15 protein-coding genes are annotated in these 20,707 nt (G+C 73.4%); 10 read left to right on the top strand and 5 right to left on the bottom strand.

What is annotated here, in order from left to right; all coding sequences use genetic code 11:
- Positions 1 to 32: 32 nt before the first annotated feature.
- Complete coding sequence (locus ACFVVO_RS18080) at positions 33 to 797, bottom strand: crotonase/enoyl-CoA hydratase family protein (RefSeq protein ID WP_390055989.1); 765 nt, start codon at positions 795 to 797, stop codon at positions 33 to 35.
- 55 nt (positions 798 to 852) lie between these two features.
- Complete coding sequence (locus tag ACFVVO_RS18075) at positions 853 to 1,920, bottom strand: YbhN family protein (RefSeq protein WP_390055987.1); 1,068 nt, start codon at positions 1,918 to 1,920, stop codon at positions 853 to 855.
- 93 nt (positions 1,921 to 2,013) lie between these two features.
- Here ACFVVO_RS18075 and ACFVVO_RS18070 point away from each other — a divergent pair, with 93 nt between their 5' ends.
- A complete protein-coding gene (locus tag ACFVVO_RS18070; protein ID WP_390056260.1) occupies positions 2,014 to 3,960 on the top strand; it encodes an ABC transporter ATP-binding protein in 1,947 nt (648 codons plus the stop codon).
- 21 nt (positions 3,961 to 3,981) lie between these two features.
- Here the strand turns inward: ACFVVO_RS18070 and ACFVVO_RS18065 are convergent, their stop codons facing one another.
- The 3 genes from ACFVVO_RS18065 to ACFVVO_RS18055 all read right to left on the bottom strand — a co-directional run bounded on the left by ACFVVO_RS18065 (position 3,982) and on the right by ACFVVO_RS18055 (position 8,039).
- Complete coding sequence (locus ACFVVO_RS18065; protein WP_390055986.1) at positions 3,982 to 4,950, bottom strand: glycosyltransferase family 2 protein; 969 nt, start codon at positions 4,948 to 4,950, stop codon at positions 3,982 to 3,984.
- Between the two features lie 202 nt (positions 4,951 to 5,152).
- A complete protein-coding gene (locus tag ACFVVO_RS18060) occupies positions 5,153 to 5,515 on the bottom strand; it encodes a hypothetical protein (protein ID WP_390055984.1) in 363 nt (120 codons plus the stop codon).
- Between the two features lie 109 nt (positions 5,516 to 5,624).
- Positions 5,625 to 8,039, bottom strand: coding sequence for a glycosyltransferase (locus ACFVVO_RS18055; protein ID WP_390055982.1), 2,415 nt, complete (start codon positions 8,037 to 8,039; stop codon positions 5,625 to 5,627).
- Positions 8,040 to 8,314: 275 nt separating this feature from the next.
- On the opposite strand from ACFVVO_RS18055, the gene ACFVVO_RS18050 reads away from it, so the two are divergent.
- From ACFVVO_RS18050 to ACFVVO_RS18010, 9 genes are all read left to right on the top strand, one after another.
- The gene (locus ACFVVO_RS18050; RefSeq protein WP_390055980.1) at positions 8,315 to 9,673 is read left to right on the top strand and encodes a lectin; all 1,359 of its coding nucleotides are present in this window, start codon (positions 8,315 to 8,317) and stop codon (positions 9,671 to 9,673) included.
- Positions 9,674 to 9,905: 232 nt separating this feature from the next.
- Entirely contained in the window at positions 9,906 to 10,445 is a 540-nt protein-coding gene (locus tag ACFVVO_RS18045) for a (2Fe-2S)-binding protein (protein ID WP_390055978.1), read from the top strand.
- On the top strand, positions 10,442 to 11,437 hold the full coding sequence (locus ACFVVO_RS18040; RefSeq protein WP_390055977.1) for an FAD binding domain-containing protein: 996 nt from the start codon (positions 10,442 to 10,444) through the stop codon (positions 11,435 to 11,437). The genes ACFVVO_RS18045 and ACFVVO_RS18040 overlap by 4 nt, the downstream gene beginning before the upstream one ends.
- A gap of 33 nt (positions 11,438 to 11,470) precedes the next feature.
- Positions 11,471 to 13,861 (top strand): xanthine dehydrogenase family protein molybdopterin-binding subunit, encoded by a 2,391-nt coding sequence (locus tag ACFVVO_RS18035; protein WP_390055975.1) that lies wholly within the window; start codon positions 11,471 to 11,473, stop codon positions 13,859 to 13,861.
- Between the two features lie 38 nt (positions 13,862 to 13,899).
- Positions 13,900 to 16,272, top strand: a complete 2,373-nt coding sequence (locus tag ACFVVO_RS18030) for a glycoside hydrolase family 65 protein (protein ID WP_390056258.1) — start codon at positions 13,900 to 13,902, stop codon at positions 16,270 to 16,272.
- A 126-nt stretch (positions 16,273 to 16,398) separates the two neighbouring features.
- Positions 16,399 to 17,256: a LytR/AlgR family response regulator transcription factor gene (locus ACFVVO_RS18025; RefSeq protein WP_390055973.1), complete on the top strand. Its 858-nt coding sequence runs from the start codon at positions 16,399 to 16,401 to the stop codon at positions 17,254 to 17,256.
- Between the two features lie 138 nt (positions 17,257 to 17,394).
- Positions 17,395 to 17,766 (top strand): hypothetical protein, encoded by a 372-nt coding sequence (locus ACFVVO_RS18020; protein ID WP_390055971.1) that lies wholly within the window; start codon positions 17,395 to 17,397, stop codon positions 17,764 to 17,766.
- The gene (locus ACFVVO_RS18015; RefSeq protein ID WP_390055969.1) at positions 17,763 to 19,526 is read left to right on the top strand and encodes a cation acetate symporter; all 1,764 of its coding nucleotides are present in this window, start codon (positions 17,763 to 17,765) and stop codon (positions 19,524 to 19,526) included. The genes ACFVVO_RS18020 and ACFVVO_RS18015 overlap by 4 nt, the downstream gene beginning before the upstream one ends.
- Positions 19,523 to 20,707: a sensor histidine kinase gene (locus ACFVVO_RS18010; RefSeq protein WP_390055967.1), complete on the top strand. Its 1,185-nt coding sequence runs from the start codon at positions 19,523 to 19,525 to the stop codon at positions 20,705 to 20,707. Before ACFVVO_RS18015 ends, ACFVVO_RS18010 begins: the two co-directional genes overlap by 4 nt.

Raw genomic sequence — 20,707 nt, 5'->3', positions numbered from 1 at the left:
GCCGCTCCCGCCGACCGTGAACCCCGGAGTCCTCAGCGCTCCGTGAAGGACCCGTGCCGCCCCGCGCCCCCCGCGAACCGCGCCGCGCCCTCAAGGCCCTCCGCCAGCACGGCGGCGCCGTACCGGAGTTCACCGCGCATCGCCGTCTCCTCGGACAGGCCCTCCTGGTCCAGTACCGAGGCCCGGTCCCCGCGCAGGCATGCCTGCGGGAAGCGGGCGATGGTGGCCGCGAGCTCCTCGGCCTCGGCGCGGGCGCGGCCCGTCGGCACCACACGGTCGGCGAGCCCGATGTCGTGGGCCTCGCGGGCCGGGACCGGGCGGCCGGTGAGGATCATGTCCATGGCCCTGCCGGTGCCGATCAGCCGGGGGAGCCGTACGGTGCCGCCGTCGATCAGCGGAACGCCCCAGCGGCGGCAGAACACCCCGAAGACGGCGTCCTCCTCGGCGACCCGGAGATCGCACCACAGGGCCAGTTCGAGGCCGCCCGCGACGGCGTGCCCCGCGACGGCCGCGATCACCGGCTTCGACAGCCGCATCCGGGTCGGTCCCATCGGCCCGTCGCCGTCCTCCGCGACCCGGTTGCCCCGCTCCGTGCCGACCGCTTTGAGGTCGGCGCCCGCGCAGAACGTGCCCCCCTCGCCCCACAGCACCGCCACCCGCGCGGAGTCGTCGGCCTCGAACGCCCGGAAGGCGTCGGCGAGTTCGGCGGCCGTCGGGCCGTCGACCGCGTTGCGGGCCTCAGGACGGGACAGCACGATCGTGGTGACGGGTTCCCTGCGCTCCACGCGGACCGGCACGGCGGTGCTCCTCTTCGGGGGTGCGGGGGGTAGCGGCTCGAAGGGCCACTCTGCCTCAGATGACCTTCAGCCGCACCAGCGCCCCCAGTGCCAGCGCCCCCGGCACCAGCGGCACCCACACGGTGACGACCCGGTAGGCCAGCACCACCGCGGTGGCCACCGCGGCCGGGCCGCCCGCCGCGACCAGCGCCACGATCAGCGCCGCCTCCACCGAGCCGATCCCGCCCGGTGTCGGCACCAGCGCCACCGCGACCGTCGCCGCGAGATACGCCAGCGCCATGTGCGCCGGCGGCACCGGCAGCTCCAGCGCCCGGCCCACCGCGGCGAGACCGGCCGCCTGGCAGGCCGGGAACGCCAGCGAGCCGCCCCACAGGGCCAGCGCCCGGGCCGGACGCGTGTGCACCGACCGCGCCTCGTCCAGGGCGTCCCGCAGGAAGGCGCACACGGCCGTGCGCAGCCGCCGTACGAGGGCCAGCGCGGCCGCCGCGAGCAGCACCACCGCGCCCGCGCCGGACAGCAGCGGCAGCGCGGAACCGGCGGGCAGCAGCGTGCCCGGCCGCAGCGCGTCGGGGAAGGCGATCAGCAGCGCGGCCAGCAGACCGAGCCGGCCCACGCTCTCCGCCAGCAAATACAGGGCCAGCGCCGCCGAGGAGCGGGCCGGGGGCACCCCGCACACGGTCATGAAGCGCAGGTTCACCGCGCTCGCGCCGAGCCCGGTGGGCAGCAGATGGTTGGCCGCGCCCGCCGCGAACTGGGTGGCCAGCAGCCGCCCCTTCGGCAGCGGCTGCACCACCGCGCCCTGCCGGGTGAACGCGGCCGCCACCCAGGTCAGGCAGGTCGCGGCGGCCGCCGCCAGCAGCCACGGCCAGGAGGCGGTGCGCAACTGGCCGAAGCCCTCGGCGAGCACCGAGCGGTGCCGCACCGCGGCCACGGCGACCAGCACGAGCGGCACCGCGCAAAGGGCGTGCCGGACCGGGAAGCGCCGGGGGAGGCGTCCCCGGGGGACGTCGGGGAATCGGAGCGCTGTCACATCGGAAGAGGCTCGCCGCGCCGCGCCAACGGCGGATGGCGCGGGCGCGGCCGGCGGCTTACGGACGGGCAGCGGATGAGCGGAAGGAGTCATGAAGCCCTTCGGACGCGGGGAGGCCGGCGGAAACGAGCAGGCGCGGACATTGACCTCAACGACGCTTGAGGTCCTACGTTCTCTCCCATGAGCATGGAGACCACCGCCTGGACGCAGCTGCACAGCGTCATGAACGCACAGGCCGAGCGCCGCCCCTTCGCCCGCACCACGCTGCGCCGCATCGCCGCCTTCGCCCGCCCGCACCGCGCGGGCATCATCCGCTTCATCCTGCTCGGGGTGGTGACGGCGCTGCTGGCCGTGGCCACCCCGGTGCTCGCCGGCCACGTCATCGACGCGATCGTGGCCGGCCACGACTCCACGACCGTCGTACGCCTCTCCCTGCTCATCGCGCTGGTCGCGCTCGCTGAGGCGGGACTGGGCGTCATCGGCCGGCGCCTGTCGTCGACGCTCGGGGAGGGCCTCATCCTCGACCTGCGCACGGCTGTGTTCGATCATGTGCAGCGCATGCCCGTGGCGTTCTTCACACGTACCCGTACGGGAGCGCTGGTCAGCCGTCTCAACAACGACGTGATCGGTGCCCAGCGGGCGTTCGCCAACACCCTCTCGGGCGTGGTGACCAACCTCGTCACCCTGCTGCTCACCCTCGCGGTGATGCTCACCCTGTCCTGGCAGATCACGCTGCTCGCGCTGGTGCTGCTGCCGGTGTTCGTGCTGCCCGCCCGCCGCATGGGCAGCCGCATGGCCCGGATGCAGCGGGAGGCCGCGGCCCTCAACGCGGCCATGGGCACCCGGATGACCGAACGCTTCTCCGCGCCCGGCGCCACCCTGGTCAAGCTGTTCGGCCGCCCGGAGGAGGAGTCGGCGGAGTTCGCGGCCCGCGCCCGCCGGGTGCGCGACATCGGGGTGCGCACGGCCACGGCCCAGTCGGTGTTCATCACCAGCCTCACCCTGGTCTCCGCCCTCGCTCTGGCCCTCGTCTACGGCCTCGGCGGCTGGTTCGCGCTGCACGGCACCCTGGAGGCCGGCGCGGTCGTCTCCCTCGCCCTGCTGCTCACCCGGCTCTACGCCCCGCTCACCGCGCTCGCCGGGGCCCGCGTCGAGGTGATGTCCGCCCTGGTCAGCTTCGAGCGGGTCTTCGAGGTGCTCGACCTGAAGCCGCTCATCGAGGACAAGCCGGACGCCGCCGAGGCGCCGGAGGGGCCGGTCGCGGTCGAGTTCGACGACGTCCGCTTCGCCTACCCGGCCGCCGACCAGGTCTCCCTCGCCTCCCTCGAGGAGGTCGCCGCCCTGGACACCCGCGGCGGCACCGAGGTGCTGCACGGCATCTCCTTCCGCGCCGAACCGGGCCACACCGTCGCCCTGGTCGGTTCCTCGGGCGCCGGCAAGTCCACCATCGCGCAGCTTCTGCCGCGCCTGTACGACGTCGACTCGGGTGCCGTGCGGATCGGCGGGGCCGACGTGCGCGACCTGAGCGCCGCCTCGCTGCGGGCCACCCTCGGCATGGTCACCCAGGACGGCCATCTCTTCCACGACACCGTCCGCGCCAACCTGCTGCTGGCCCGTCCGAAGGCCACGGACGAGGAACTGTGGGACGCGCTGGACCGCGCCCGTCTCGCCGAGGTCGTGCGCTCCCTGCCGGACGGTCTCGACACGGTCGTCGGCGAGCGCGGCTACCGGCTCTCCGGCGGCGAACGCCAGCGCATGACCATCGCCCGGCTGCTGCTGGCCCGCCAGCGCGTGGTCATCCTCGACGAGGCCACCGCCCACCTGGACAACACCTCGGAGGCGGCCGTGCAGGAGGCCCTCACCGAGGCCCTGGAGGGCCGTACCGCCGTGGTGATCGCCCACCGGCTGTCCACCGTGCGGGCCGCCGACCAGATCCTGGTCGTGGAGTCCGGCCGGATCGTGGAACGGGGCACGCACGAGGAGCTGCTCGCCGCGGACGGGCGGTACGCGGAGCTGCACCGCACCCAGTTCGCCCCGCGGGACGGACACACCGAGGCGCCGACGCCGACGGCTGTGACGGGCCCGACGGTTGTGAAGGGGATGCCCGGACCGGCCGAGGTGACATCGGCATAGCGTCGCTTCCCCGCACCCTCGTCACACGGCGGATGCCGTCGGCGCCGCTTCCCTTCCCCCGGCGGACGGGCCGGCGGCTCCGCTGTGAGCGGCCAGCGCCTTCTCCAGGCGCTGGATGTGGTAGTACTGCACCCGCGTGGTCCGCTGCAGGGCCATGACCGCGGTGAGGAACTGGTCCATCTCGGCGGCCCGGGTGAGGATGTCGTCGGGCACGTTCTCGTCCCGCAGGCAGGCTCCCGCGTCCTGGCTCAGCACGGCGTGTGCCCAGCCGCGGGTGATCGGCTTGAACAGGTCCGGGTGGTTGGCCACGATCCGGGCCCGGATGGCCAGATCGTTCTCGGCGGCTTCCAGGTGCAGTCCGGTGTCCTTGTTGCGCGCCCCGAACAGCGGCTCGTGGATGTGGTGCGCGTCGAAGCCGTGTTCGGCACAGCCGATCCAGAAGTCCCAGTCCTCGCCGGCGCGCATGTTCTCGTCGTACCCGCCCACGGTCTGCCACGCTTCACGGCGGTAGAGGGAGCAGTAGAACATGATCAGTCGCTGGAGCAGCAGTTCTCTGCTGTAGGCGGGGAGAGGCATCACCTGCGGGGGCAGATCGTCGTCGGTGAAGGTGAACACGTCGGTGGAGGCGATGGCGACCTCGCGGTCGCCGTCGAGTACCGCGACGGTCTTCTCCAGCATCGTGGGCGCGATCATGTCGTCGGCGTCCAGGGGGAGGATGTACCGGCCGGCGGCGGCCTCGATCCCGGTGTTGCGCGCGGCCGAGACCCCGGCATTGGCCTGTCGGAGCAGTCTGATGCGCCGGTCGGGGTGCCGGGCGATGAGGCCCTCGGTCACTTCGGCGGTGTCGTCGGTGCTGCCGTCGTCCACGACGACCAGTTCCCAGTCCTCGAACGTCTGGGCGAGGACGCTGGACACCGCGTCGGGCAGATAGCGGGCGTAGTCGTGGCACGGGATGACCACCGAAACCACGGGAGCGGATCTCTCGGGCATGCGCCGTCTTTCGCTTCGGGATGAGAACGGGAAGGGGAAGGGCGGGGCGGCGGGAGCGGGCCGAAGAGGCCCCGATCGGTGGTGGGTGGCCGGGATCGCGCGTCGCCGGGTGCCGGCGGCCCCCCCTCCGGCTCTGTGGGAAGGCCGGTGTCGCTGTGGACCCGCCGGATCACCGCTGTCGGCGGAGCGCCGTCGTCGCCCCTTAGCCCTGGAGGTGGTAGATGTCGAAGGGGTACTGGTGCCCGTGGTGCCCGTAGTCGCAGAACGTGAGGTTGGCGACGGGTGCGCAGCAGTGGTGGTAGCCGGTGATGGTCATGTTGCCGATGGGTGTGCAGCAGTGGACGTAGTCGGTGATGGTCATGTTGCCGATGGGCGTGCAGGGGTGCTCGGAGCCGGAGAGGACGGCGGCGTCGCCTTTCGCGTGCTCCGCTTGCCCATGTGTGGTCGACGTGGCGAGCGAGTCCGAAGCGAGGGCCGTGGCGTAGGCCGCCTCCGCGCCGTTCAGCAGTCCGGCGGTCGCCAGTGCGGCGGGAAGGGCCAGCGAGGATATGACTCGGGCTTTCATGGTGGGGGCTCTCTTTCGAGGGTGGGGAGCTGCCCCGCGAGGCCGGAACGTTCCGCGACCGGGGCAGTGTCGTCACCGTAGGATTTACTCACTTTCCGCGTCAAAACGATTACTCCATGTCAGTCAGGGCGGGGGTATGGCGGACGCCCGCCGGGTCCGGGACGTGGTGCGGATGCAGCACTTCGAGGTCGGGCAGGGCCCAGCAGGCGGTGCCCATGTCCCGGGCCATCGCGGCCAGGCCCTCGGTCTCGATGAGGTGCTGGTACGGGAAGCACGGGAAGGCCAGGCCGTCACGGTGGAGGTCGGCGCGGACCAGCAGGGCCGTGCCGCCCACGGAGTCGACGCGGACCAGTCCCTGTCCGCGCAGCTCGTCGAGGTAGGTCCGGCCGAAGCCCTTGGGGGGCTGCAGGATGCCGTCGCGCAGCCACTGACCCCAGTTGAGCGTGCCGGCCCTGCGGTGAAGGACGAACGTGTTGAGGTCGTAGGTGGGGCCGCCCGCCGTGGTGGCGCAGTGCGGGACGACGATGTCCTTGCGCGCGCCGAGGAGGCGCTGGATCAGGTCGGCCGGGCAGTCGGTGACGTCCACGTCGAGCCACAGCACCCACTCCTCGTCGGCAAGGGCCCGGGAGAGCAGCTGGTTGCGGGCCCTGGCCAGCACCGACCGGCGTCGGCGCTGCACGCCCGTCTCCCAACGGGGACCCTCCAGCTGCAGGCCGAAGTCGCGGTGCGCCAGGGTGACCCGCCGGTACTCCGACTCGAGGCCGGGCAGGGCCTGTTGGAGCAGTTCTCGCGTCGTGTCCCGGCTGTCGCCCTCCAGCAGGCCCAGGGAGATCGCCTCGCGCGGGTAGTCCAGGGCGCGAAGGTTCTCCAGATAGCGGGGCAGGAATGCGGCCGCGTCCTTGACGGGGGTGAGCACCAGCACCCGTGGCCGCTCGCTCGCCGGGCCCGGGGCCGGCTCCACGGCCGTCCGCGGTCCTCGGATGCGGGCCGGGGTGGCGGCGGGGCCCGTCTCGGCGTGGGCGATGTCCTTCGGCTCGATCGGCAACCGTGTCGCCATGGCCTGCAACCGCTCGGCGTAGGCGCCGGGTTCGGCCCAGATCTCGGTCGCCACGTCGAAGTGCTCGGCGAAATGGGACTCGTCGAACGTATTGCTGCCATGACACACGTAGGTGTACAGCTCGGGCGCGTCGACCGACACCACCCGGCAGCCGCGGACCACCCCTTCCGCCACCGGCGTGTCCTCACCCCGGCGCAGGGCCGGGTAGCGCGGCAGCCGATCCTTGGCGCACACCATCGACCCCTCCCAGACACGCGCGCAGGAGATCGCGAGCTTGCGCCGAGCGGGCCACCACAGCCGTTCACGGGCGAGGAAGCAGGCGTCGGTTCCCAGCGCGAGGATCGCCGCCATCTGTGTCTCGACCCGCTCCGGGTCATACAGGTCGTCGTCGTCCCACTGGCATACGTAGGCTCCGGTGGCCCAATCCACCGCCTCGTTGCGCAGCTCGCCCAACGGCCGCCCCTCCGGGGGGAGTCGGTGATGGCGGATCCGTGGGTCGCCCAGCTCGCGGATGTGCCGTTCGAGTGCGTCGTCCGTGCCGTCCTCGACGACGACCAGTTCCAGGTTCGGGTAGGTCTGCGCGCGGAAGCACCTGATCGCGCGACGGGCCGTCGACGAGCGGTCCTTGGTCACCATCAGGCATGACACGGTCGGCGCGGGCGCGCCGGAGGCCCAGCGGTGGCGCTGCGCGTCAAGGTTGAGCATGCCGTCGGCGAGGGGGTGCATCTCCTGGCTCGTCCAGAACGGGAACCGTTTGCCGACGGAGGCCCGGGGGCCGGCGGGGGTGTCCGCCACCCAGCTTCCGGACCAGTGGTGCACGGCGTAGGCACGTTCGTGGTCGGCCTTCTGAGGGCCGAACAGTTCTGCCGCGTACGGACTCACCTCGGGGTAGAGGACCTCCGGGTCGAGGACCGTGATCGAGGTGGGATCCGCGGCACTGTCGACCGCTCTGGTGAGAAAGAAAGGGCCGGTGGCGTCCAGCGCGCTGGGCGACTTGTGGGAGCCCACCAGGTGTCGGTGCACGTGTGCCCAGAAGGGATGGCCCGGCCGTGACGCGATGAAGGCGTTGCCGACGATGCGGCCGAATCCGCGCTGGCGGGCCAGCAGCAGCCCTGTGTGTGCCTCGGGTTCGCGGCCGAGGACGAGTTCGCGCCCCTCAAGGATGTCGCCGACAGGGCTGAGGCACTCGAAGTCCAGGTCGACGTAGAGCCCGCCGAAATGGTCGAGCAGGAAATAGCGGATCGCGTCGGCCCGCATGATCGCTTCTGGATAGCCGTCGTAGACGGGCAGGAACCACGGATAGTGCTCCTGGAGGAACGCGCGATTGTCCGCGTCGGTCCACAAACGGTACCCCCAGCCGGGATGGTGCCGGCGCCAGGAATCGGCCCACGCCTCCCATTCCGGGGGTACATCGGTGTCTTTCCAGGTTTGGTGGATCAAGGAGGGAATCTTCTGCTGCGTCCGCATTGGGTCAGTATGCCGATTCGCCGGGGCGACGCTTTTTCCCGTGGACCGGCCGGCAGGACAATCACCCGGGCGGCCCGCAGCGTGGCGCCTCGTGCCGACGGCGTGACGAGATCGCCGGTCTCCGCTCGGCAGCAGTGCCCACACTCTTGACGCCAGTGGTCCGGACCTTTAACTTCACGCCTTAAATAAAGACTCCGGATCCAGTCAACTCCCAGATTCCATGCCGGTGTTGTGCCTGGTTCCGGTCACCCCCCACGCGAAAGGCCGTCCCGCACATGGCCAGACCTGTCCGCACGCTCGTCTCGCTCGCCGCCCTGTCCCTTGCCACCGGACTGCTCACCGCCTCCCCGGCCCACGCCGCGACCGGCACCATCACCGGTCTCGCCGGAAAGTGCCTCGACGTCGCCGGAGCCAACTCCGCCGACGGCACTCCCGTCCAGCTCTACGACTGCAACGGCACCGCCGCCCAGCAGTGGACGGTCGGCGGCGACGGCACCGTACGCGCCCTCGGCAAGTGCCTGGACGTCACCGGGAACTCGACCGCCGACGGCGCCAAGGCACAGCTGTGGTCCTGTACCGGCGGCGCCAACCAGAAGTGGACCGTCAGCGCGGCCCACGACATCGTCAACCCCCAGGCGGACAAGTGCCTGGACGTCACCGGCAACAACCCGGCCAACGGCACCCGAGTCCAGATATGGAGCTGCGGCGGCGGCGCCAACCAGAAGTGGAGCGCGCCCGCGGCGGACAGCGGCGGCGGCACCTCCGCGCCGATGGCCGTGGCGCCGTACCTCTACAACGGCTGGGGCAGCCCGCCGAACCCGGCCACCATCACCCAGGCCACCGGCGTGAAGTGGTTCACGCTCGCCTTCGTGCTCAGCAACGGTTACTGCAACCCCCAGTGGGACGGCAGCCGTCCGCTGACCGGCGGCGTCGACCAGCAGACCGTCAACACCGTACGGACCAACGGCGGTGACATCATCCCGTCCTTCGGTGGATACAGCGGCAACAAGCTGGAGAGCTCCTGTTCCAGCGCGGGCGAACTCGCCGCCGCCTACCAGAAGGTCGTCAGCGCCTACGGCCTGAAGGCGATCGACATCGACCTCGAGGCCGACGCCTACAGCAACGGCACCGTGCAGCAGCGGACCGTGGACGCCCTGAAGACCGTGAAGGCCAACAACCCGGGGCTGAAGGTCTACATCACCATCGGGACCGGGCAGAGCGGCCCCGACAGCAGCCTCATCAACCGGGCCGCCTCCTCCGGACTGACCGTCGACGCCTGGGCGATCATGCCGTTCGACTTCGGCGGCGCCGGACAGAACATGGGCAACCTCACCACGCGGGCCGCCGAAGGCCTGAAGAACGCGTTGAAGAACGCCTACCACTACAGCGACGACCAGGCCTACCGGGACATGGGCATCTCGTCCATGAACGGCGTCACCGACAACAACGAGACCGTCACGGTGAACGACTTCCGGACCATCCTGGCCTACGCGCAGGCACATCACCTGGCCCGGCTCACCTTCTGGTCCGCCAACCGCGACCGCCCGTGCACCGGCGGCCCCGCCGACAGCTGCTCCGGCGTCTCCCAGTCCGCCTGGGACTACACCCGCGTCTTCGCCGGCTACACCGGCTGACCCCGTCCACCAGGAGATCCCGTGCCTGCCCTACCCGCCGCCGCGGCACCACCGCGGTCGCGCTGGTCAGCCACCCCTGACCACGCCCTTCCCGCCCCCGCCGCCGGACCGGCCGACCGGCCCGGCGACGGGGGCCGCGGGGGCCCTGGAGTGGCCGGGACGTGTGAGGCGTCGCAGCCTGGATACGCGGTGTGCACGGACACCACGGCCCGTCCGGAAGGCCCTCCCTGCCATGACCAGCGAAAACCGGCTCGACCCGCACTCGGAGATCACCCTCCGGGTGAACGGCAAACCCCAGACCCTGCTCGTCGACCACCGGCGGGTCCTGCTGGACCTGCTCCGCGAGGACCTGGGCCTCACCGGGTCCAAGAAGGGCTGCGACCACGGCCAGTGCGGCGCCTGCACCGTCCTGGTGGACGGGCGCCGCGTCAACGGCTGCCTGCTGCTCGCCGTCACCCTCGACGGCAGCGAGGTCACCACCATCGAGGGCCTCGGCGGCGACGGCGAGGAACCCCACCCCCTCCAGCGGGCCTTCCTCGAACGCGACGCCTTCCAGTGCGGCTACTGCACGCCCGGGCAGATCTGCTCCGCCGTGGGCATGATCGCCGAGGCCGCCGCCGGCCACCCCTCCCACGTCACCGACCCGGCGGAGCCCTCCGGCCGGCCCGTGCCGCTGGACCGGACCGAGATCCGCGAGCGGCTCAGCGGCAACCTGTGCCGCTGCGGCGCCTATCCGCGCATCGTCGAAGCGGTGGAGGACGTGATCGGGTGAAAGGCTTTGGATACCTCAGGCCCACCGGCGTCCAGGAGGCCGTCGAGGCCTACGCGGCCCACCCCGGCGCCCGCTACCTCGCCGGCGGCACCAACCTCGTCGACCTGATGAAACTCGGCGTGGAGACCCCCGGCGTCCTCATCGACGTCGGCCGGCTGCCGCTGGACGCAGTGGAGGAACTGCCGGACGGCGCGCTGCGCGTCGGCGCCACCGTCCGCAACAGCGATCTCGCCGCCCACCCGCTCGTCCGCGACCGCTACCCGGTGCTGTCCCAGGCACTCCTCGCGGGCGCCTCCGGCCAGCTCCGCAACGCCGCCACCACCGGCGGCAACCTGCTCCAGCGCACCCGCTGCCCCTACTTCCAGGACCTGGACAAACCCTGCAACAAGCGGGAGCCGGGAAGCGGGTGCGGTGCCCGCGACGGCGTCCACCGCGACCACGCCGTGCTCGGCCACTCCCCGCACTGCATCGCCACCCACCCCTCCGACATGGCCGTCGCCCTGGCGGCCCTCGATGCCCGGGTCGAGCTGTACGGCGCCGAGGGCGGGCGCGGCATCCCGGTGGCCGACTTCCACCGGCTGCCCGGGATGCGTCCGGAGCGGGACACCGAGATCCGCCCCGGCGAGCTGATCACCGGCGTGCTGCTCCCGGCCGTCCGGGCCGGTGTGCCCTCCGCCTACCGCAAGGCCCGCGACCGGGCCTCGTACGCCTTCGCCCTGGCCTCCGTGGCCGTCGTCCTGCGGGTCACGGACGGCATCGTGGACCAGGTGGGACTCGCCTTCGGCGGCCTCGCCCACCGGCCCTGGCGGGCCCACCACGCGGAGTCGGCCCTGCTGGGCGCGTCGGCGACCCCCGAGGCCTTCGAGGGCGCCGTGGCCCTGGAGCTGGAGCGCGCCGAGCCGTTGCGCGACAACGCCTACAAGGTGCCCCTCGCCCGCAACCTCGCCCTGGACGTTCTGAACCACCTCGCCCCCGCACCCGCGACGGCCTGACCCCCCGGACCCGGCCGACCCCAGGAGAACCCGATGGCGAACGACCCACTGGAGCACGGCGGACCGCTGCCCGGGACCGGTCTGCCGCACGACGACCCGACGGCCGCCACCGGGCTGCCCCGGGACGATCCCCTGTTTGGGACAGGTCTGCCGCACGACGATCCGATGGCGGCCACCGGGCCGGACCGGAACGACCCGCTGTCCGGGACCGGTCTGTCGCACGACGACCCCGTCACCCGCACCGCCTCCGCCCCCTCCGGTGAGGCCGGCAACGCCCGGCAGCCCCGCACCGGCGCCCTGGAGCAGGACCCCCACCCCACCCCGCGCACCGGCACCGCCCTCGGGGCGCCCGCCGGGCGGCGGGAAGGGCGCGAGAAGGTCACCGGAAACGCTCGTTACGCCGCCGAGTACCCGGTGCCCGGCCGCGCCCACGCCTGGCCCGTGCCCGCCGCCGTGGCCCGGGGCCGGGTCACCGGCGTGGACACCTCGGCCGCGCTCGCGCTGCCCGGCGTCCTCGCCGTGCTCACCCCCGGCGACGCCCCGCGCCTCGGCGAGACGGACGACGCCACCCTCGCCGTCCTGCAGAACCGCCACGTGCCGCACCGGGGCTGGTGCGTCGCCCTGGCCGTCGCCGAGACCCTGGAGGCGGCCCGCGCCGCCGCCCGGGCCGTCCGCGTCGGCTACGCCACCGAGCACCACGACGTCGTACTCCGCCCCGACCACCCGGACGCCTACGAGCCCGGAGGGGCCAAGGGCGGCCAGCCGGGCCACCTCGAACACGGCGACCCGTACGGCGCCTTCGCCGGCGCCGAAGTCCGCCTGGACACCGAGTACCGGGTGCCGCCCCTGCACAACCACCCCATGGAACCGCACACGACCACTGCTCACTGGGACGGCGACCGGCTGACCGTCCACACCTCCAGCCAGGGCGGCACGACCGTCCAGTCCGTGCTCGCCGGTCTCTTCGGCCTGCCCGAGGAGCACGTCACCGTGGTGGCCGAACACGTCGGCGGCGGCTTCGGCTCCAAGGGCACCCCGCGCCCCGACGTCGTCCTCGCCGCGATGGCCGCACGGCACACCGGCCGGCCGGTCACGGTGGCCTACCCCCGCCGGTACATGCCCACCGCCGTCGGCCACCGCGCCCCCACCCTGCACCGGCTGCGCCTCGGCGCCACCGCCGACGGACACCTCACCGCGGTGCTGCACGAGGTCACCACGCACACCTCACACGTCAGGGAGTTCGTGGAGCAGGCCGCGGTGCCGTCCCGCGTCATGTACACCGCCCCACACCTGCTCAGCTCCCACCGGGTGGTGCCGCTGGACGTCCCCAGCCCGTCCTGGATGCGCGCCCCCGGCGAGGCCCCCGGCATGTACGCCCTGGAGTCGGCGGTCGACGAACTCGCCGGGGTCCTCGGCGTGGACCCCGTCGAGCTGAGGATCCGCAACGAACCGGAAAGGGAACCCGGTAGCGGCAAGCCGTTCAGTAGCCGGCACCTCGCCGAGTGCCTGCGCGAGGGCGCCCGCCGCTTCGGCTGGGACCGGCGCGACCCGCGCCCGCGCTCCCGGACCGAGGGCCCACTGCTCATCGGCACCGGAGTGGCCGCGGCGACCTACCCGGTCCTGATCCGGCCGTCCACCGCCACCGCCCAGGCCCTGCCCGACGGCACCTTCCTCATCAGGGTGAACGCGGCCGACATCGGCACCGGCGCCCGTACCGTCCTCGCCCAGATCGCCGCCGACGCGCTCGGCGCGCCCCTGGACCGGGTGCGCACCGAGGTGGGCCGCAGCGACCTGCCCCCGGCGTCGCTGGCCGGCGACTCCTCCGGCACCGCGTCCTGGGGCTGGGCCGTGCACGAGGCGTGCGCCGGCCTGGCCACCCGGCTCGCCGAGCACCCGGGCCCGCTGCCCGCCGAGGGCCTCGTGGTCCGCTCCGACACCGCAGGGCGGGCCGACGCCGAATCCCCGTACGCCCGGCACGCCTTCGGCGCCCACTTCGCCGAGGTCGCCGTCGACACCGTCACCGGCGAGGTACGGGCCCGCAGGATGCTCGGCGTCTTCGCCGCCGGGCGGATCCTCAACGCCCGCACCGCTCGCTCCCAGTTCGTCGGCGGCATGACCATGGGCCTGGGCATGGCCCTGACCGAGGGCAGCACCATGGACGCCCCGTTCGGCGACTTCACCGAGGCCGACCTCGCTTCCTACCACGTTCCCGCCCACGCCGACGTCCCCGGCATCGAGGCCGACTGGATCGAGGAGGACGACCCGCACCTCAACCCCATGGGCAGCAAGGGCATCGGCGAGATCGGCATCGTCGGCACCGCCGCCGCCCTCGGCAACGCCGTCCACCACGCCACCGGGATCCGGTTCCGCGAACTGCCCCTGACCCCGGACCGGATCCTCACCGGCCTGCTGTCCGAACGGTGACCACCACGACGAGGGACACGGGGAGGGGAACCGCCCAGGTGCCGGGACTGCTGTGGGAGTACGACGGTTACGACCCCGCGGAGGAACGCCTGCGGGAGTCCCTGTGCACCCTCGGCAACGGCTACTTCGCCACCCGCGGCGCGCTGCCCGAGTGCGCCGCGGACACCGTGCACTACCCCGGCACCTACGCGGCCGGCATCTACAACCGGCTCACCTCGGACGTCGCCGGCCGCCGGGTCGACAACGAGGACATGGTCAACCTCCCCGACTGGCTGCCGCTGCGCGTCCGCCCGGACGGCCACGACTGGCTCGGCCCCGATACCACCCCGGTCGCCGAGCACCGGCAGATCCTCCACCTGGACCCGGGCGTGCTGGAGCGCCGCACCCGGTACCGGCTCGACGGCGGCGGCACGCTCCTCGTGCGGCAGCTCCGCCTGGTCCACATGGCCGACCCGCACCTCGCCGCCCTGCGCACGGACATCACCGCCGAGGACTGGACCGGCGAACTCGACGTCGAGGCCGCGCTCGACGGCGGTGTCACCAACTCCGGGGTGGCCCGCTACCGCGACCTCGACGGCCGCCACCTCACCCGGGTCGAGACGGGCAGCGCCGAGTCCGGCGCGATGTGGCTGCGCTGCCACACCCGTACCTCGGACATCGCCGTCGGGCTCGCCTGCCGGCTGACCGCCGACGCCCCGGCGACCGACGCGCACGAGCCGATGCGGGCCGTGCGGCGTCTGCGTCTCGCCCTCGCGCCCGGCCGCACGGTCACCGTCGACAAGTGCGTCGCCCTGCACACCTCCCACGACCCCGCCATCAGCGACCCGCTGTGGGCCGCCGTGGACCGGGCCGAGACCGCGCCCGCCTTCGACGAACTGCTCGCCTCGCACGCCACGGCCTGGGAGCAGCTGTGGCGGCGCGCCGAACTCGACGTCCCGGGCGAGCCGGGCAGCATCCTGCGCCTGCACCTCTTCCATGTGCTGCAGTGCCTCTCCCCGCACACCGCCGACCTCGACGTCGGTGTCCCCGCCCGCGGACTGCACGGCGAGGCGTACCGGGGCCACGTCTTCTGGGACGAGCTGTTCGTACTGCCCTATCTGAACCTCCACCTGCCCGAGGTGTCCCGGGCGTTGCTCCACTACCGTCACCGCCGTCTGGACGCGGCCGTCCACGCGGCCCACGAAGCCGGCCGACGCGGCGCCCTGTACCCGTGGCAGAGCGGCAGCGACGGCCGGGAGGAGACCCAGGAACTGCACCTCAACCCCCGCTCGGGGCGCTGGCTGCCCGACCACTCCCGGCTGCAGCGGCACGTCGGCTCGGCGGTCGCGTACAACGTGTGGCAGTACTGCGAGGCCACCGGCGACACCGACTTCCTGCACACCGAGGGCGCCGAGATGCTGCTGCAGATCGCCCGCTTCTGGGCCGACTCGGCCACCTACGACGAACACCTCGGCCGGCACCGCATCCTGGGCGTGGTCGGCCCCGACGAGTACCACGACGCCTACCCCGACGCCGCCGGGCCCGGCCTGGACGACAACGCGTACACGAACGTCACCGCGGCCTGGGTGCTCCTGCGCGGGCTGGGCCTGCTGCGCGACCTGCCCGAGCCGCGCCGCCGCGAACTCGCCGAGCGCATCGGCCTGGAACAGGACGAACTCGCCCGCTGGGAGGAGGTCTCCCGTACCCTCCACGTGCCCTACCACGAGGGCGTGATCAGCCAGTTCGAGGGCTACGGCGATCTCACCGAGCTGGACTGGCAGGGCTACCGGGATCGGTACGGCGACATCCGGCGCCTCGACCGGATCCTGGAGGCGGAGGGCGACACCGTCAACCGCTACAAGGCGTCCAAGCAGGCCGACGTGCTGATGCTGGGCTATCTGTTCTCTCCCACCGAACTCCAGTCCCTGTTCCGGCGGTTGGGGCACCGTCTCAACGAGGACATCTGGTCCGCGACGGTCGACCACTATCTGCACCGCACCTGCCACGGCTCCACCCTCAGCGGCCTGGTGCACGGCTGGATCCTGGCCCGCGCCCGCCGCGCCGACGCCTGGGGCTTCGTCCAGGAGGCGCTGCGCGGTGACATCGCCGACGTCCAGGGCGGCACCACCGGCGAGGGCATCCACCTGGGCGCCATGGCCGGCACCCTCGACCTCGTGCAGCGCTGCCTCACCGGCCTGGAGACCCGCGACGGCGCCCTCTGGCTCGACCCGGTACCGCTGCCGGAACTCTCCTCCTACGGCTTCTCCCTGCGCTACCAGGGCCACTGGGGCGTGCGCCTGCGCCTGCGCGCGGGCCTGCTGGAGGCCGTGGTGCCGTCCGCCTCCGGCCGCCCGCCCATCGACTTCCGCCTGCAGGACCGGGTGGTCCGGGTCGGGCCGGGGGAGAGGGTGCGCATGCGGCTGCCGGACTGACCGGCACGCGGCCGCCACCGGCTTCTCGACGGCCGCGGTCCCGAGGGGTCAGGATGCCCTCGGACGGATGCCGGGGTCCGCGAAACGGCACGGGACGAGAGGGCAGGGGACGAGGAGATGCGGGACATGAGCGCGGCCGGGCGGCCCGGGCCACGAGCCGGCGAGGGGCAGGAGCCGCTGCGCGCGCTCGCGGTGGACGACGAGGAACCCGCGCTGGAGGAACTGCTGTACCTCCTGGGCGAGGACGAGCGGATCGGCAGCGTCGTACCCGCCCTCGACGCCGCCGGGGCGGTGCGCCTGCTGGAGCGGGCCATGGCGGCCGGACCCGACGGCCCGGAGGCCTTCGACGTCGTCTTCCTCGACATCAACATGCCCGGCCTGAGCGGTTTGGACCTGGCCGGTCTGCTCGGCGACCACCCGGACCCGCCGCTGATCGTCTTCGTCACCGCCCACGAGGACTTCGCGCTCCGGGCGTTCGACCTCAAGGCGGTGGACTACCTGCTCAAGCCGCTGCGCAAGGAGCGCTTCGCGGAGGCCGTACGGCGCGTCGCCGAACTGACCAGGGCCGGGCAGGGACCCCGGCCGCCCCGGCTCCCCGCGGGCGGACCCGGCCCCGCGCCGGGCGGCACCCCCGGCGACCAGGTCCCCGTGGAACTCGGCGGGGTCACCCGGTTCGTCCCCGTCGCCGACATCACCTACGTCGAGGCACAGGGCGACTACGCCCGCCTGCACACCCCGCACGGCAGCCACCTGGTGCGCGTCCCGCTCACCACCCTGGAGGAGCAGTGGCGGTCGCGCGGATTCGTCCGCATCCACCGCAGCCGCCTGGTGGCCCTCGGCCGCATCGAGGAACTCCGTCTGGACGGCGGCAACCTGACCGTCCGGGTCGGCGACCGGATTCTCGCCGTGAGCCGCCGCAACGCCCGGGAACTGCGGGACCTGCTGGCCGCGCGGGCCCAGGGCGCGGTACGCGGACGACGGTGACGGCACCCGGTGCCCGGGGCACCCGCGAAGCGGCCGTGGCGGCCCTGTGGCGATCCTCGTCCGGTACCTACCTGACCGCCCCGGTGCTGCGTACACTCGCCGCGACAAGGTGATCACCGCGGCGTCGGGGAGTGCGTGATGGGTGCGGAATCCGTCCCTCGCAGAGAGGTGGTCACCGGACGGCCCCGCACCGACCGCGCCGGCCTCCCACCGCCCCGCGCCACGATCCCGCCCGGCAGCCGCCCCGCCGCCCCGGACGACGACACTCCCGTACGGAACCTGATGCGCCGTCAGCTCCGTGCCGCCCTCACGGCGACGGCCCTGCTCGCCCTCTCGCTGGGGCTGCTCCCCGTGCTCCTGCGGGTCCTCTCGGCCGGCGGCGCCCGGCACGACGTCCCGCTCGGCGTCTGGCTGCTGCTGGGCGTGGCACCGTATCCGATCCTGCTGTGCACGGGTGCCTGGTACGTCCGCCGTGCCGAGCGCAACGAGGGTGACGTGACCGGGCGTTGAACCAGACGTACGGAATCGCCGGCGTGTCGGCCGTGGTCCTCGCCACGGTGCTGGTCGGCGCGCTGGGCCTGCGCATCTCGCGCACCACCTCCGACTTCTACGTCGCCTCGCGCAGCGTCCCGCCGCGGCTCAACGCCTTCGCCGTCAGCGGCGAGTACCTGTCCGCCGCCTCCTTCCTCGGTGTCGCCGGGCTCGTCCTCGCCCAGGGCGCCGACATGCTCTGGTTCCCCATCGGCTACACCGCGGGCTTCCTGGTGCTGCTCGCCTTCGTCGCCGCCCCGCTGCGCCGCTCAGGCGCCTACACCCTGCCGGACTTCGCCGAGGCGCGCCTGGAGTCCCGCGCCGTGCGGCGGATCGCGAGTGTGCTCGTCGTCGGCGTCGGCTGGCTCTACCTGCTGCCCCAACTGCGCGGCGCCGGGCTGACCCTCCGGTTGCTCACCGGCGCGCCCGGCTGGTTCGGCGGTCTGGTCGTGGCCGCCGTCGTCACCGTGGCGGTGGCCGCCGGCGGCATGCGCAGCATCACCTTCGTCCAGGCGTTCCAGTACTGGCTGAAACTCACCGCCCTGCTGGTGCCCGCCGTGTTCCTGCTCATCGCCTGGCGGGCCGACCGGGCCCCGGCCCCCGCCTGGGACGAGCGGCCCGTCTTCCAGCGCTCCACCCAGGTCGGCACCGACCGGCCGCTGACCCTCACCGTCCACGAACCGGTGCGCGTCAAAGTCACCGGAACCGTCGACGGACGGCCCCTCGACGGCGGCTCGCTCACCCTCGGCGCCGGCACCCACCGCGTCGGCCCCGGCACCACCCTGAGCTTCCCGCCCGGCGCCCCCGTGCCGCTGCCCGACGACGGCGGGCCCGGCACGGCGCCCTCCGGCTGGGCGCAGCCACTGTCGGCCGGCCGGGAACAGCACGGCCTGTACGCCACCTACGGGCTGATCCTCGCCACCTTCCTCGGCACCATGGGACTGCCGCACGTCGTCGTCCGCTTCTACACCAACCCCGACGGCCGCGCCGCCCGCCGCACCACCGTCATCGTCCTCGGCCTGCTCGGCGCCTTCTACCTGCTGATCCCGCTCTACGGTGTGCTCGGCCGGCTCTACGCGCCCGACCTGCTGCTGACCGGCGACACCGACGCGGCGGTGCTCGTCCTGCCGCAGCGGCTGATCGGCGGGGTCGGCGGCGACCTGCTCGGCGCCCTGGTCGCGGGCGGCGCCTGCGCGGCGTTCCTGTCCACCGTCTCCGGGCTCACCATGTCGGTCGCCGGGGTGCTCGCCCAGGACGTGCTGCCGACGCTCGGTATCCGGCACTTCCGGCTCGCGACCCTGCCGGCCATCGCGGTGCCCACCGCCGCCAGCACCGTCGTCACCGACCTCCCCGTGGCCGACGCGGTCGGCCTCGCCTTCGCCGTGTCCGCCTCCTCGTTCTGCCCGCTGCTGCTCCTCGGCATCTGGTGGCGCGGCCTCACCCCGCCCGGCGCGGTCGCGGGACTGCTCCTCGGCGGCGGATCCGCGCTCACCGCGGTGACCGTGACCATCGCCGGCGGGGCGAGGTCCGGCCCGCTGCACACCCTGCTGGCCTGGCCGGCCGTCTGGTCGGTCCCCGTGGGCTTCGCGGCCATGGTGCTGATCTCCCTGGCCACCCGGCACCGCGTCCCGGCGACCGCGGCCGCCACGATGGCCCGGCTCCACCTGCCCGAGCCCCCGGGCGGCCGGGCCGCCACCCCGGGCGCCGGTCCGGAGCGGTCCCGGGGGCGCCGCTCGTGACCGCGCTGGGCACCGTCGTCCTCGCCGTGGCCGCTCTCGGGCTGTTCGCCCTGGGCGCCGCCCTCGGTCACGCCGGGGCCCGCCGGCAGCAGGAGAACCCGGCCGACGTCGGCACCCCCGTGGAGCGGGCCACCTTCCACACCCTGCACACCGCCTCGCTCGCCGCGCCGCCCCTGCGCGCCGGCCTCACCCCGGACACCGCCCGCAAGGCGGCCCGCCGGCTGCGGCCGCTGCTCGGCACGGTCGCCCTCGCCCTCGCCGACGAGGAGTCGGTGCTCGCCTGGGACGGCACCGGCGACCACCACCGGGCCGCGGCCGCGGCCCGTCTCGCGCACGCCGCGCGCACCCGGACGTTCACGCTGACCTGCCCCGACGCCCGCTGCCCCGTCCGCTGGGGGGTGATGGTCCCGCTCACGGTCGACGGCCGGGCCGCCGGCGCCCTGGCCGCCTTCGCCGACCAGGAGTCCGCCGTCGTCGTCCGGGCCGCCGAGGAAGTGGCCCGCTGGGTCTCCGTACAGCTCGAACTCGTCGACCTGGACCGGGCGCGGTCCAGCGTCATCGAGGCCGAGATCCGGGCCCTGCGCGCCCAGATCTCCCCGCACTTCGTCTACAACTCGCTCGCCTCCATCGCCTCGTTCGTCCGCACCGACCCCGAGCGGGCCCGTGAACTGCTGATGGAGTTCGCGGACTTCACGCGCTACTCGTTCCGCCGGGGCGGCGACTTCACCACGCTCGCCGAGGAACTGCGCTCGATCGAGCAGTACCTCGAACTCGCCCGCGCCCGCTTCGGCAGACGCCTGGAGGTGACCCTGCGGATCGCCCCCGAGGTACTGCCCGTCACCCTGCCGTTCCTCTGTCTGCAGCCTCTCGTGGAGAACGCGCTCAAACACGGCCTGGAGGAGTCCGTGGACCGCGGCCGGATCACGATCACCGCCGAGGACGAGGGCACCGAGGCCCGGGTCGTCATCGAGGACGACGGCGTCGGCATGGACCCGCAGCGCCTGCGCGACCTGCTGCGCGGCCGGGGCGGCCCGTCCGCCGGCATCGGCCTGAGCAACGTGGACATGCGGCTACGCCAGGTCTACGGCGACGGCCACGGCCTCGTCATCGAGACCGGTGTCGGCGCCGGCACGAAGATCACCGTCCGGCTCCCCAAGTTCCACCCGGGCTCGGCCCGCTGA

It is taken from the genome of Streptomyces sp. NPDC058145 (genome assembly GCF_042884245.1).
Lineage (GTDB): Bacteria > Actinomycetota > Actinomycetes > Streptomycetales > Streptomycetaceae > Streptomyces.
This window is presented reverse-complemented; position numbering and strand designations above follow the sequence as displayed.